General features: G+C 61.8%; 13 protein-coding genes. 6 read left to right on the plus strand and 7 right to left on the minus strand.

Going from position 1 to position 13516, the window contains the following annotated elements; translation table 11 throughout:
• Positions 1-43 precede the first annotated feature (43 nt).
• Positions 44-1084: an SMP-30/gluconolactonase/LRE family protein gene (locus tag RFA01S_RS21195; RefSeq protein ID WP_032406892.1), complete on the minus strand. Its 1041-nt coding sequence runs from the start codon at positions 1082-1084 to the stop codon at positions 44-46.
• Positions 1085-1171: 87 nt separating this feature from the next.
• Between RFA01S_RS21195 and RFA01S_RS21200 the strand changes: the two genes are divergently transcribed.
• A complete protein-coding gene (locus RFA01S_RS21200) occupies positions 1172-1825 on the plus strand; it encodes a DedA family protein (protein ID WP_032406893.1) in 654 nt (217 codons plus the stop codon).
• A 3-nt stretch (positions 1826-1828) separates the two neighbouring features.
• Here RFA01S_RS21200 and RFA01S_RS21205 read toward each other — a convergent pair whose 3' ends face one another.
• Positions 1829-2089, minus strand: coding sequence for a LuxR C-terminal-related transcriptional regulator (locus RFA01S_RS21205; RefSeq protein WP_027497717.1), 261 nt, complete (start codon positions 2087-2089; stop codon positions 1829-1831).
• A 173-nt stretch (positions 2090-2262) separates the two neighbouring features.
• Between RFA01S_RS21205 and RFA01S_RS21210 the strand changes: the two genes are divergently transcribed.
• Positions 2263-3507 (plus strand): TetR/AcrR family transcriptional regulator, encoded by a 1245-nt coding sequence (locus RFA01S_RS21210; RefSeq protein WP_032406980.1) that lies wholly within the window; start codon positions 2263-2265, stop codon positions 3505-3507.
• Between the two features lie 18 nt (positions 3508-3525).
• Here the strand turns inward: RFA01S_RS21210 and RFA01S_RS21215 are convergent, their stop codons facing one another.
• Complete coding sequence (locus RFA01S_RS21215; RefSeq protein ID WP_032406894.1) at positions 3526-4737, minus strand: Fic family protein; 1212 nt, start codon at positions 4735-4737, stop codon at positions 3526-3528.
• 163 nt (positions 4738-4900) lie between these two features.
• The gene (locus RFA01S_RS21220; RefSeq protein WP_052060609.1) at positions 4901-5404 is read right to left on the minus strand and encodes a hypothetical protein; all 504 of its coding nucleotides are present in this window, start codon (positions 5402-5404) and stop codon (positions 4901-4903) included.
• Positions 5405-5519: 115 nt separating this feature from the next.
• Between RFA01S_RS21220 and RFA01S_RS21225 the strand changes: the two genes are divergently transcribed.
• Complete coding sequence (locus tag RFA01S_RS21225) at positions 5520-7022, plus strand: class I SAM-dependent methyltransferase (protein ID WP_032406896.1); 1503 nt, start codon at positions 5520-5522, stop codon at positions 7020-7022.
• A 254-nt stretch (positions 7023-7276) separates the two neighbouring features.
• On the opposite strand, the gene RFA01S_RS21230 is transcribed toward RFA01S_RS21225, so the two are convergent.
• Positions 7277-7519, minus strand: a complete 243-nt coding sequence (locus RFA01S_RS21230; protein ID WP_241258210.1) for an ArsR/SmtB family transcription factor — start codon at positions 7517-7519, stop codon at positions 7277-7279.
• 167 nt (positions 7520-7686) lie between these two features.
• On the opposite strand from RFA01S_RS21230, the gene RFA01S_RS21235 reads away from it, so the two are divergent.
• From RFA01S_RS21235 to RFA01S_RS21245, 3 genes are all read left to right on the plus strand, one after another.
• Complete coding sequence (locus RFA01S_RS21235) at positions 7687-8733, plus strand: SDR family oxidoreductase (RefSeq protein WP_032406897.1); 1047 nt, start codon at positions 7687-7689, stop codon at positions 8731-8733.
• A gap of 83 nt (positions 8734-8816) precedes the next feature.
• Positions 8817-10106: an MFS transporter gene (locus RFA01S_RS21240; RefSeq protein ID WP_032406898.1), complete on the plus strand. Its 1290-nt coding sequence runs from the start codon at positions 8817-8819 to the stop codon at positions 10104-10106.
• A 54-nt stretch (positions 10107-10160) separates the two neighbouring features.
• Positions 10161-10952: an acyl-CoA thioesterase gene (locus RFA01S_RS21245; RefSeq protein WP_032375211.1), complete on the plus strand. Its 792-nt coding sequence runs from the start codon at positions 10161-10163 to the stop codon at positions 10950-10952.
• Here RFA01S_RS21245 and RFA01S_RS21250 read toward each other — a convergent pair.
• A complete protein-coding gene (locus tag RFA01S_RS21250; protein ID WP_052060611.1) occupies positions 10940-12418 on the minus strand; it encodes a mannitol dehydrogenase family protein in 1479 nt (492 codons plus the stop codon). The two genes, RFA01S_RS21245 and RFA01S_RS21250, sit on opposite strands and share 13 nt — an antisense overlap.
• Before the next feature lie 103 nt (positions 12419-12521).
• The gene (locus RFA01S_RS21255) at positions 12522-13493 is read right to left on the minus strand and encodes an ABC transporter substrate-binding protein (RefSeq protein WP_032406899.1); all 972 of its coding nucleotides are present in this window, start codon (positions 13491-13493) and stop codon (positions 12522-12524) included.
• Between the last annotated feature and the right edge of the window lie 23 nt (positions 13494-13516).

Below are 13516 nucleotides of genomic sequence, written 5' to 3' on the forward strand. Positions count from 1 at the left end.
CGGTCTCTGCTACGAGTTTCCGCGCACATGCGGCGAAGCCGCTCTACTCGGGAACAGAGCTGACGGTGAACGGCTCGACGGGTTCTCCCCCACGCTTGTCGAACTGACTGTTGACCACCAGTAGTCGATCATCCACTGCTGCAACGGTTGTGGGGTAGGCAAACGATGGGTCCGTGATTTCGCCGGTGACCGATCCGCGCCGGCCATCATCGTTGAGGTCGACCTTCGAGATCAGACCGTCGCGATTGCGGACGACATACAACGTGTCGTCGTCCATCTCCATGCCATCGCCGTTCATGAGCGTCGCCCCACCGAGGTCGACCTGGGTGACCTCTTTCGAGGTCTTGTCGATCCGGTACAGATTTCCGGTGCTGGACTGCACAACGATCAGCGCCGATTCGTCGTCGTTCTCGACGATGCCGTTGGCATTGAAGCCCTCCCCGTAGACGAACGGGCTGCCGTCGAAGTTCACGAACGTCTCCATCGGAGCGTCCTGCGTCCCAGCCACGATTTGGTCGAACGGAATGCGGTACAGCGCCGGGCTGCGTGAATCCGTCACAAAGGTATCGCCGTTGTCGGCAATCGCAACGTCGTTGAGGAACGTCGCGTCGGTGCCGAGACCGTTGGTGAACGTGGCTACCAAATCACCGGAGTTGGCGTCGTACACCCACACCTTGCCTGTCGCTCCTCCGGCGATCACCAAGTAGTCGGGCCGATCGTCGTCATCGAGCACGTCGAGTCCGGCAGCACCCGTGCGTCCATCCGCGCCTCCGGGCAGAAACACCGACACGTCCGGCGATCCGACGGTTCCGCGGAACACGGCACCGTCGGAAGTGGAGGTGACGTAGAACGTGTCGTCGGCGGCGGTGATGCCTTCGGGGAAGACTCCTGTGCCCGGCAGGTTGTAGACGCCGGCGTTCGATGGGCCGGACGAAGCCGATACAGACGACGGAGCGGACGACGCCGGAGCTGACGATTCAGTGGGAGCGGAAGCGGGGGTCGGCTCCGGATCGGAGGACCCGCAGGCACCCAGCAGGAGTGTGGCGGCGGCAACAACGGGCAGTACCTGGAGGGCTCGTTTCACCCTCGCGAGTGTTCCATATGTCTCAATTTCTTGGCATTTCTCCTGGTGAGCAGATTTTCGGTCGAGACGTTTCGTACAGTCGTAGTCATGAGTGAGCTCTCCACCCTTGGCGCGACCAGCACTGAACTCGGCGGAATCGCCGGGTGGGCGGTGAGTTTGATGGAGGCGATCGGCGGTCCCGGTGCCGGTATTGCCGTCGCTGCCGAGAACTTCTTCCCGCCGCTACCCAGCGAGATCATCCTGCCGTTGGCCGGCTTCACCGCATCTCAGGGCGGGATGACGCTCTTCGGTGCATTGTTCTGGACGACGGCCGGATCGGTGCTCGGCGCTCTGGTTCTCTACTGGCTGGGCATCAAACTCGGACGTGACCGGATGTACGCCATTGTCGAGAAGATGCCGTTCGACGGAACCGAGGATCTGACGAAGGCCGAGGACTGGTTCACCAGACACGGTCGGTCGGCGGTGTTCTTCGGCCGCATGATCCCGGTGGTTCGCTCGGGCATCTCGATTCCGGCCGGTGTGTCACGGATGCCGGTACTGCAATTCACGTTGTACACCACGCTCGGCAGCCTGATCTGGAACTCCATATTCGTGCTGGCCGGTTACTTCCTCGGCGAGAATTGGCATTACGTGGAGAACTACGCCTCGGTGTTCCAGTACATCGTCATCGGCATCGTTGTGGCGCTGATCGCGTGGTTCGTGGTGAAGAAAATGAAGTCGAGGCGCGTCGAGGTTGAGTGAACCTCACAGATCGTCGATATCGATGAAGCCGTCCTGCAGAGCCCTCGCCAACAATGCCGCTTTGGTGGGTGCCGTGCGCCCCACCGCGGAGTACTTGGCTCGGATCCGGGACAAGTGGGTGTTCACAGTTCCCATCGACAGATAGAGCGCCCGCGACGCCTCCGACTTGGAGTCGGACACCAGCCACGTGGTGAGCACTTCGATTTCACGAGCGCTGAGCCGCGGATCGGAGCCTTCGTGGATGCGGATGTCGAGAATTGTCATGAAAATCCTTGATATCGGGCACCACCGCTGTCCCGGCGGCGCGAACACAGCACATCACACCGCACTCTTTCCGTTGGGTCACTCCGGATGATGACCGAGGTCGCTCTCACCCGAGAGTGAGTACTGTCACCGGCACCGTCACGGTCGGTCTCACCTCGGTAAAGTCCGTCCCCATGAACGAGCTCGACGCGACTGCCACCCATTTCGTCGAGGCGGCCGTCACATTGTTGGTCGCGGATCCTCGACGAATTCTCGACCGCGGTATGCGCATCGAGGACGTCGTCCACGCATCCGACTCGTCGACAGCGACGTTCTTCCGCAAGTTCAGCACCAAGGCCGACTTTCTCGACAAGGTGGTCGAGCAGCTGGCCCGGACCTCGCTGCCCACCGACGTCCACGAAACAGTTCGCAGCCAGGTGACGAACGGCGGTGCATCGATTCGCTCGACGGTGACGGCGCTCGTTGCGCAGTACTTCCCGGCAATCGTCGACCGGCAAAGCATCACCGAGTCTCTTCTGGACCACGTTTTCGGCGGACCGTCGTCCCCGACCCTGTTGAGTGAGTACCGCGTCCGAGACGAAGCCGTACTGGGCGCGTTCGAGGCACTGTTCGACCCCGACGGCGGGGCCTTTCGCCGTCCCTTCACAGCCCGAACGTTCGCAGTGACGGTCAACGCAATCATCGATGGATTTCGCCTCCGCAGTCAGGCGGACGCCGCGTCCGTATCGGCCGAGGTGATGTCCGACGCGGTGCTTGCCTTTCTCGGGGCCGTCGTCGACACGTCCGGACGTCATCAGCACCTCGATGATGTGGGAGAAGTCGATTCACCGGTCGAGGAACGCCTGCTTCCTCGCGATCCTCGCGCTGCGATCGTCACAGCTGCGCGCGACGAGTTCGGAAAGCGTGGCTACTTCATGACGCGAATGGACGACGTCGCCGACATCGCAGGAGTGCCGAGGACGGCCTGCAAGACACTGTTTCCGACCAAGCCGTCCGTCATCGTTGCAGCCCTGCAGAATCGGGTCGATCATCTTCGCGAGTCGGTAGCCGACGACCAGTTGCTGGGCCTCGATGAACTCACGATTCTACGAAATCACATGCTGCGGTGCGCGCAGCTCGCCGCCGACGAAGTCGAATTCATGGACGCGCTCCTCGTCGCCGTCGCACACGACACGTACGGCGAGCCGGAGGGGTTGATCTCGATCAAGGAGAAACTCAACCTGCCGGCAATCATCGGGCCGGTCATCGCGCGGGGCCAGGACAGCGGGGTGTTCCGAAAGAGCTCGAGCCCAGTCGATCTCGCAGCAGGCATCACCAATACGCTGCTGATGCGATGCTTCACACGAAGACAGAACAGCCCGCAGGACAACGCGAACTTCGTCGCTGAACTCCTCCTCGACGGTCTCGGTGTGCACTGAGCATCGACCGAGTGCGTGTTATCGGACCCGCCGGATGCCGTCCGCGAAATCGTCGAGAGCGGCAAGTATCTCCTCGGCCTGCCACACCCTGTTTCGTCGCCCCTTCGACGTCTGGTGCAAAATTCCCACCTCGGTCAGCTTGTCGATTGCCCGCTGAGCCGCAATCTCGCTGACGGCGAAAGTGTTTCGTACGTAGGCGTTGTCGACGACCGGTTGCGCCACCAGCGCGTCGAGTAGTTTCCACACAACCGAGTCGCTGCGTGCGACGACGCGATCGGTGTACTCGGTTCTGACGTCGGACAGCTCGTCTACCAATCGCCGCCCACCTTCGACGGCGTGGAACGTGGCAGCGGTGAGGCTTCGCACGATCGCCTCGACATCCCCGGCGCGGTAGGCATCCAGACTTCGGAAGTAGCCTGCGGTGTCCGTGAGGAGCCCAGCAGACAATGGAACCGTCACTCGCTCCGTCACTTCTGCCCTCCGCAGCATCGCGTGGACTATGGCTCGGCCCGTTCGCCCGTTTCCGTCCGTGAACGGGTGAAGCGTTTCGAATTGCGCATGCGTGACGGCGATATGCGGGATGACGGGCAAGTCCGAACGAGCTGCGAACTCGAACAGGTCGGCAAGTGCACCCGGAAGCCGGTCGTGGTGCGGTGGAACGAAAGCGGCACGGTGCGGGCCTATGTCCGATCCCCCGATCCAGACTTGCTGAGTTCGCCATTGCCCCGGGAACGGATCGCCGTTGGACTCCATCAGCGATCGGTGCATCTGAAGCACGCTTGCTTCTCCGATCGATGATCCGACCTCGAGTGCTGCTTCCATCGCACGGACGTTTGCCGACACGATCGAGGCGTTCCGCGTTGTGGGCGCACCCAATTCGGCGAGTGCAAGTGCCCTGGCTCCCACGGTCAGATTCTCGATCTGCGAGGACGCCGAGCTTTCCGTCCGCAACAGAATCGAACTCATGGGTGCAAGTTCCACTGACGAACCGAGCCGCTCAGAGGCATAGTGGTCGAATCGAACGATCTCACGGAGGGCGTCCTCCGACTCCGCGATCAGCTGCGCAGGCAGGTTCAGCTCTACCTCTGCAATACGCGGCGGTACAGCTGCTCGATAGTCACCCTGATGCAGCCGCCTCTGGGCGCGCGACGTGTACGAATCGGCGACACGCCACGGCCGGCTCTCGAACTCCACCGCAGGCCAGGATGCACCGGCCTCACCGTCTGCCATTATGTGACCATACCAAACCTTATTTGTATATAGTTTGGTATGACCCGCTAAACCGTACGATCGGCACGCTCGAACAGTGTCGAGATGCAGGTCGACTCCGCCGATGGCAGCTACCTTTTACAGTCAGGCTCGAAGCTGGCCATTGTGCAGCCGCTCCCCTGAGTCAGTCGTTCGGAACGCGGTACCGGCCGCCTCTGACGATAAATACCGTGTAACCCAGAACGGCCAACATGTAGAGCCCCGTCGGGACCGCAAGAACCCACACGTTGGCCCCGTCATCCGCCGTCGTACCCGCAACGCCGCCGAACCAGGCCAACAGCAAATTGGTTGAAACACCGATCCAGTCGAGGTCCTCGGGAACTTTTCGATTCAATGCAGGTCGGTTCTCGGCTGCGGTCCAGTAGTCGTGCATGCGTCGAGTCGGGAGATTCACGTACTGAGCCGGCAATTTCGGGAACCACCATCGAACGCTCGCGAACAGCCCGATCAGCAGAAATCCGGTGCCGCCCATCGTGAGGAGGAAAGACAGCTTCGAGTCCATCCGATCCACCTGACCGGATCCGTCGTAATGAGCGGGTATCTCGTCGCCCGCGGTGACGGCGACCCAGACGAGAACACCGATGAAGACGAGACTGGACAGCAGTAGGGCAGCGCGCGAAAGCTTCATCCCAGTCAACATTAGCGCCTGCGGCAGTGGTGTGGTGCTGAGCCTCTGGGTCGCTCCGCAGGCTATGCTCCTGTGCCACAGACGGCACCTATCCGCACCACTGCCGGAGGCACCGATGCCCAACAACGAGTTCGGAGACTTTCAGACTCCGATCGAGTTGGCGTGCGCGTTGGTCAACGCCCTGCCTCGTCGCGAATGGACCCGCGTCCTGGAACCCACCTGCGGTGTCGGGAACTTCCTGTCGGTGATGGCCCGGACTCATCCTGAAACAGAGCGCGTCGGGATCGAGGTGCAGCCCGAGTATGCCTCGTCAGCAGCACAATTCGGCAGGATCATCACAGCGTCGATCTTCGACTTCGATCTGGCCCGAGATATCGAGTGGAGTTCGGGGCCCGGCGCGACCCTCGTGATCGGCAACCCACCGTGGGTCACCAACTCGCAACTGTCGGTGCTCGATTCCGCCAATCGACCCGCACGCACGAACACGAAGAACGCTCGCGGCATCGACGCCATCACCGGCAGCTCCAACTTCGATATCGCAGAGTTCATTTGGATCAAGTTGCTCACCGAATTCGCAGATCGACCCGCAACCATCGCGATGATCTGCAAGACCCAGGTAGCTCGAAACGTTCTGCTGCACTGTGCTCGGCATCAGCTTCCGGTGACCGGTTCGAGCCTACGAATGGTCGATGCCAAAAAGTGGTTCGACGCAGGGGTCGATGCCTGCTGGTTCCTTGTCGAACTCGGGCCGGGCCAGACCGACTACACCGCAGAGACATTTCCGAGCATCGATGCGTCGCAGCCGGACAACAGAATCGGAGTCGTCGACGGCCAACTCGTCGCGAACGTCGATGCGTACCAGCGCAGCAAGCACTTCGACGGTGCCAGCCCTCTGGTGTGGCGGCAAGGCATCAAGCACGACGCCACCGCGGTGATGGAGTTGGCCGAGAATGGCGGCCCGCGAACCAAACTGGGAACCGGCGTGGACATCGAAGCCGACTACCTGTTCCCACTCTTCAAGTGCACCGATGTCTACCGCGACAAGCTGGACTCGGTGTCCAGGTGGATGATCGTGCCGCAGTCGCATACCGGTGACGACACCGAGCAGTTGGCGCACACCGCACCGAAGTTGTGGGCATACCTCAACGCCAACACCGCGGCGCTCGACGGCCGGAAGTCGTCGATCTATCGCAATAGAACCCGGTTCTGCATCTTCGGTGTAGGCCCGTACACGTTCGCGCCGTACAAGATTGCGATTTCCGGGTTCCACAAGATTCCACAATTCAGGATGGTCGGTCCCTACGACGGCAAACCAGCGGTGTTCGACGATGCCACCTATCTGCTCCCTTTCGAGGACCCCGCAGCCTGCTCCGTCGCCCACGCGTTACTGACCGGGCCCGAAGCCACCGATCTCATTGCTGCTCTGGCATTCTGGGACAGCAAGCGGCCCGTGACGAAGAAGCTCTTGCAACGCATCGACCTCGCGGCGATCGCCCGGGCGACCGACCCCGTCGTACTGAGTGAGCGTTCCGCAGCGGCGGCAGCTGCGCACGGTCTGGTATTCGAGGCAGCATTGCTCACTCGCGCGGTGGATCTCGCGAGAGGCAAAAAGCTGTGACTGTCGATCCTCCTCAGCGACCACCCGTTCCAGAGCTGGTCCCTTTTTTATCGGCGGTGGCATGTTCGTGGTGGCTACCGCGGCGAAGTGGAGCGCGTTGATCTTCGTGTCTATCTTCCTCTGCGTATTTGCCGGTTTCGCAGCCCTCATTTCGACATGACTGTCCCGTCAGAGTCGGCGCATGATCGCACTGTCCGGCATCATCAACCTGCTGTCGGGCCACATACAGAAGTCGCGCCGACGCAGTGGAGGCGTCACAGATCGGTCTTGATCGTTTCGGCCAATCGGTCGAGGTACTTGGCGTTGCGTTTGTAGTGCACCCACGGCCCAATTTTGGTGCTGGTCACCAGGTGGGCGCGTTGTAGCACCGCCATGTATTGCGAGGCAGTCGACTGCGAGACGCCCGCTCTGGATTGAATGTGTTTGAGGCACACCCCTACCTGTTCGGCCGGTTCGAGCTGCGGCGGAAAGTCACTCGGGTCCTTGAGCCATTGCATGATCGCCAATCGCGCCGGGTTGCTGAGAGCACCGAACACTGCCGCCAGCTCCGCAGGATTCAGTTCGTCAGCCACCCTCGAAGCGTACCCCAATATCGCAATATCGCGATCTGTGGTCTACTTACTCGGACATCGCAATATCGCGATATTCAGATAAGGAGAAGCCGATGAAGACAGCAGTAGTCGTGGGGGCCAACGGCGTGATCGGCGGAAATTTGGTCGAACACCTGCAGCGGACCGGGGATTGGAAAATCATCGGCCTGTCCCGCCGCGGCGGTATCGACAGCGAACGCGTCCAGCACATTGCGGTGGACCTGCTCGACGGCGACGAGACCCGACGCCGACTCTCGCACCTGACGGACGTCACGCACATCTTCTACGCCGCATATCAGGAACGCCCGACGTGGGCCGAGCTGGTGCCTCCCAATCTGGCGATGCTCGTCAACGTGGTCACCGTGATCGAGGACAGTTCTCCGAACCTGGAACACGTCAGCCTGATGCAGGGTTACAAGGTCTACGGGGCGCATCTCGGACCGTTCAAAACCCCTGCGCGCGAAAGCGACCCACCGCACATGCCGCCCGAGTTCAACGTCGACCAACAACAGTTCCTCGAAAGCCGTCAGGTCGGAAAGAGGTGGTCCTGGTCGGCTATCCGGCCATCGGTGGTGTGCGGTGTAGCGCTGGGAAATCCGATGAATCTGGCCACCGTCATCGCTGTCTACGCCACCATGTGCAAGAAGCTGGGCGTACCCATGCGATTCCCGGGCAAGCCCGGTGCTTTCGAATCTCTGCTGGAAATGACCGACGCATCGTTGCTCGCCGAAGCGACCGTCTGGGCCGCAACCACTCCCGCGTGTGCGAATCAGGCGTTCAACATCACCAACGGAGACCTGTTCCGCTGGAACGACATGTGGCCGCGCATCGCGGACATCTTCGGGTTGGACACCGCCACCCCACTGCCGATGTCGCTGGCCGACGTCATGGCCGACAAAGAGCCACTGTGGAATTCGATTGTGTCCGAACACGAGCTGAAGCCCACTCCTTACCGCGATGTGTCGTCCTGGGCATTCGGTGACTTCGTGTTCTCGTGGGACTACGACGTCATATCCGACGGCTCCAAGGCCCGCCGCATGGGTTTTCATCGTTTCGTCGACACCGAGGCGATGTTCGCCGGCATCGTCACAGATCTTCGGCAGCAACGAATCATTCCCTGAGCGAATCGGGCTCAGTGGTTCCGCACCCCGGGAGCTGTGGAGGCATAGGCTTTTCGACGCACGCCCCCGACAAGGAGATCGCCATGTCAGTGAAGTCCGAATCGACGTCCACTCGGCACGTGATGCCCAAGAAGCAACTACTCGCAGTCAGTATCGGCAATGCCGTCGAGTGGTACGACTGGACGGTCTATGCGACATTCTCGATCTACTTCGCGACCCAGATCTTCTCCGGTGACAACCCGGCTGTGGCTCTGTTGAGCACCTTGGCGACGTACTCGGTGGCGTTCTTCTTCAGGCCGCTCGGGGGCTTGCTGATCGGACGTTTTTCCGATCTGAGAGGGCGACGTCAGGCAATGATCCTGACGATCGCGATGATGTCGGGTGGGTCGTTCGCGATCGCGGTCCTCCCCACGTTTTCCGTAGCAGGGTGGATCGCTCCGATTCTGCTGTTGCTGGCCCGGATCGTCCAGGGCATGTCGATGGGCGGTGAAGTCTCCAATGCGTCGGCCTACCTCGCCGAGATCGCCCCGAACAATCGGCGGGGGCGATACTCGTCCTTCTATTACATCTCCACCGGCACGGCCATTCTCCTTGCCTCACTACTTGGCGCGTATCTGACCTTCGTGCTCGACGACGACCAACTGAGCTCGTGGGGCTGGCGCGTACCGTTCGTCATCGGCGGGCTGCTCGGAGTAGTGGGACTCTGGATGCGACGCGGCATGGCCGAAGCCGACAACCAGGAACGCAACGCAGTGAAGGCGAAGGCCGTGCGAAACCCGTTGTGGGTGACCATGAAGCACCATCCTCGTGCCGTCCTGCAAGTCGTGGGATTCGTTCTCCTCGCCACTCTCGCCTACTACACGTTCTTCTCCGCGATGACGCCCTACGCCGTCAAGCAACGCGGAGCGGAGGCCAACGACGTGTTCGTGGCCTTGTCGATTGCGACAGCGATGTTCGTCGCGTTGCAGTACCCCATGGGCGCTCTCGCGGACCGCATCGGCCGCAAGCCGCAATTGCTCACCTACGCTGCACTGTTCGCGATTCTGATCATCCCGCTCTCCAAGCTGATCGGGCCGTCGTTCGTCAAACTGCTGATCGTCTTCTGCGTCGGCCTGCTGCTGTTCGCGATGTGCTCGGCCATCATTCCTGCCGTTCTGGCCGAAGCCTTCCCGGCAGAGCTTCGAGGTGTAGGTATCGGGGCCTGGTACAACCTCACGGTTGCGTTGTTCGGTGGCACCGCTCCCCTACTGGTCAATGCCTTGTCCGACGCAGGCCACGCCGACTGGTTCTTCTACTATCTCGCTGCAGCAGCTGTGATCTCGTTCTTGACGATGGTGTGGATGCCGGAGAAGCGTGGCCAGGACCTGGACTGATTCTCGGCGACACTACGATCGGATGACACACCGTCCGAGGCCGTAGGAGAGTCAATGCACCCGTTCGACGCAGCAGTCGCACTCGAGAGTGTCGGCGAGGGCACGTACGCCGGACGTACGTCGCCGTCGTACAACAACATGGTCGGCCCGTTCGGCGGAATCACTGCTGCCTCGTTCGTCCGGGCCATCGAGCTCCATCCCGACTGCCAGGGAACACCGGTCTCGTTGACGGTGAACTTCGCCGGTCCTGTCGCCGAGGGTGATTTCGAGATCTCGGCTCGCCCGGTGCGGACCAACCGAAGCAACCAGCACTGGTATCTCGAACTGACTCAGAACGGTGCGGTGGCGACGACCGCGACCGCGGTGTTCGGTTCGCGTCGCGAGACCTGGGACAACATCGAGGCGACGGTCCCTGACGTTCCTTCCCCCGCCGACACGAAGCAGGGCGGTCTTCCCGACGCCATCGCGTGGGCACAGAACTACGAGATGCGTTTCGTGCACGGCGCACTGAGCGATCAGGAGTCCGCTGACTCGACCGAAACTCTGTGGATCCGCGATACACCACCGCGGCCGATGGACTTCGCGGCCCTGACCTCGCTGAGCGATGTGTTCTATCCGCGGATCTTCCAGCGGCTCGGCAAGTATGTTCCGGCGGGGACGATCTCGTTGACTACCCATTACTTCGCTACGCCCGAGGATCTCGAGCAGCATTCCGACGGATACGTCCTCGGCACCGCGCGGGCACGCCGATTTCACCAGGGCTACTTCGACCAGACTGCCGAATTGTGGACCGAGGGCGGGATTTTGCTGGCAACCAGTCACCAGATGGTCTACTACAAGGTGTGACTCACCGACGACTGTTCGAGCAGTCGTCGTACCGCGCCCCTCGCACCGTTGTCCTGCAGCGAACGCTTGGCTCGCTGGTACGCACCTCGTAGTCGCGGGCTAACCGAGAGGTCCCCGAACACTGCGCGATTGGTCAGGAACGCTCCGGGATTGTCGTGGTCTTCCCACGACAGTCGCTGCAGACGCTCCGCATCGGCGTCGATCATGGGAACGTCCCCACGCTCGTACACCCCACACCATCCGGCGAGTATCAACGCGCAATGATCGACGGTCCGATCGTGCGCCAACCGATCTCGCAGTACCGGCAGCACGAACTTGGGAATCCGCGCGGAGGCGTCGACGATCTGACGTTCGAGGGTGTCTCGAACGGCCAGGCTCGAAAATCGTTGCAGCAGTTGCTCGATGTAGGCATCCAGGTCGATCCCCGGCACCGGCGCGAGCGTCGGGGCAGCCTCCGCACGCATGTACGATGCGACGAATTCACGCATGTCCGGATCCGCCATCACCTCGTGAACGTGGGTGTATCCGGCGAGGATGCCGAGGTAGCTCATGGCCTGGTGGGATCCATTGAGCAGCCGAAGTTTCATGTGCTCGTACGGTGCGACATCGGAGACGAGTTGCACTCCTACTTCGTCGAACGGTGGCCGCCCGAACGAGAAGGTGTCTTCGAGTACCCACTGCGAGAACGATTCCGACTGAACGGGCCAGCGGTCGTCGATGCCGAAATCACGTCGCAGGTCGTCGACGACGGTGGGCGTCGTGGCCGGGGTGATGCGGTCGACCATCGAATTGGGGAACGCGGTCGTGGCATCGATCCAGTCGGCCAAGTCGCTGTCGTGGTGGCGCGCGAAGGACGTCAGCGCGGTGCGGGTGACCGCGCCGTTGTGGACGATGTTGTCGCACGACATCACGGTGAACGGCGGGACTCCATGGAATCGACGGGTGGCAAGAGCCACGGTCAGAAAACCGAAGACGCTCTTCGGTATGGAGAGATCCTCGAGATCCGCCAGCACCGACGGGTCGGTGGGCTCGAACGCGCCCGTCAGATCGTCGACGCCGTAACCGCCTTCGGTGATGGTCAGGGACACGATCATCGTGGACGGTGAACTGAGCACATCGATGACGGACTGAGGATCGTCGGGTGCGAAGACGAAATCGGCGACGGAGCCGACGATTCGGGCGTCACGTATGCCGTCGGGGTCGACGGTCACGAGTGTGTAGAGGTAGTCCTGGGCGTCGAGGACCTCTCCGATTCTCTTGTCCTGGGGCAGTACTCCTACCCCGCACAGCGCCCAGTCCAGGTGCCCGGCCGCGAGCAATCGGTCGAAGTAGACCGCCTGATGTGCGCGGTGAAACGCACCGACACCGAAATGAACCACACCGCAGTGCAGTTCGTCCGCGTCGTACTCGGGCCTCGCGACGGTCGCCGGTAGGTGTTCCAACGTGGTGCGACGAAGCTCGGTCATGACTTCGGTCCTCGAGTCGGCTGAAGATGAAACGGACGTGGTGAGCGGTGGCGCTCCCGGGCAGGTTCTGCCACCAGGAGCACCACCGCAGTTCAGGGGTGAATCAGCAGGACGACTTGTAGACGTACTGTGCGCCTTCGCCGTCGATGTTGTCGGCGGTGATGACGTGGAAGCCGGTGGAGATGTCGGCGGTGACCGGCTTGTCATCGATGGCAGCCATGGCCTGCTCGACGCCATCGGTGCCGATGGTGCCGGGCTGCTGAGCGATCAGTGCTTGCACCGTTCCCTCACGAAGCTGCTTGACCTGCGCCGGGCCCGCATCGAAGCCGACGATCTTGACCTGATCCTGCTTGCCCGCCTGCCGAACTCCGGTTGCGGTGCCCTCGGCCGCAAAGGTGTTGGCAGCGAAGATGCCGACGATGTCGGGGTCCTTGGCCAGTGCGGCCGAGACCAGCCGGGCTGCTTCGGCCGGATCGTTGTGGCTGTACTGCACGCCCAGGTAATCGAAGGCCGAGTTCTCTCCGACGGCTTCCTCGAAGCCTTCCACTCGGGCATCGGCGGTGGAGACTCCCGGATCGGTGGAGATCACCAGTACCTTGCCGCCTGCCGGGCTGAGCCGCTCGATGGCGCTGAATGCCTCTGCGCCGCCGCCCTTGTTGTCGGACGAGATGGAAGAGACCGCGATGGACGGATCTTCGAGAGTGGTGTCGACGAGGACGACCTTGATACCGGCCTTGGAGGCTGCCTCGAGGGGTGCCTGCATGGCCGCGACGTCGGTGGGCGCGATGAGAATGGCCGACGGCCGTGATGCCACAACCGAATCCACGATCGGCTTCTGCAGCGTCGGGTCGAACTTCACCGGCCCCTGGGTGTCGACGGTGACGCCTGCGTCCTTGGCCGCGGCCTCGATTCCGCACTGCATGCTGATGTAGAACTCGTCGCCGCTGACGCCCTGGATGAAGGCGATCTTGCCGCTGCCGCCACCGCTTCCGGAGTCGGACGAACAACCCGCCAGGAACATGGCGGAGACCGAAGCGACACTCAGTGCAACGACGGCGGTGCGTGATGTGATCATGGTCGACTTTCTTGTAAGGGGTT

This window comes from Rhodococcoides fascians NBRC 12155 = LMG 3623 (assembly GCF_001894785.1).
Lineage (GTDB): Bacteria > Actinomycetota > Actinomycetes > Mycobacteriales > Mycobacteriaceae > Rhodococcoides > Rhodococcoides fascians.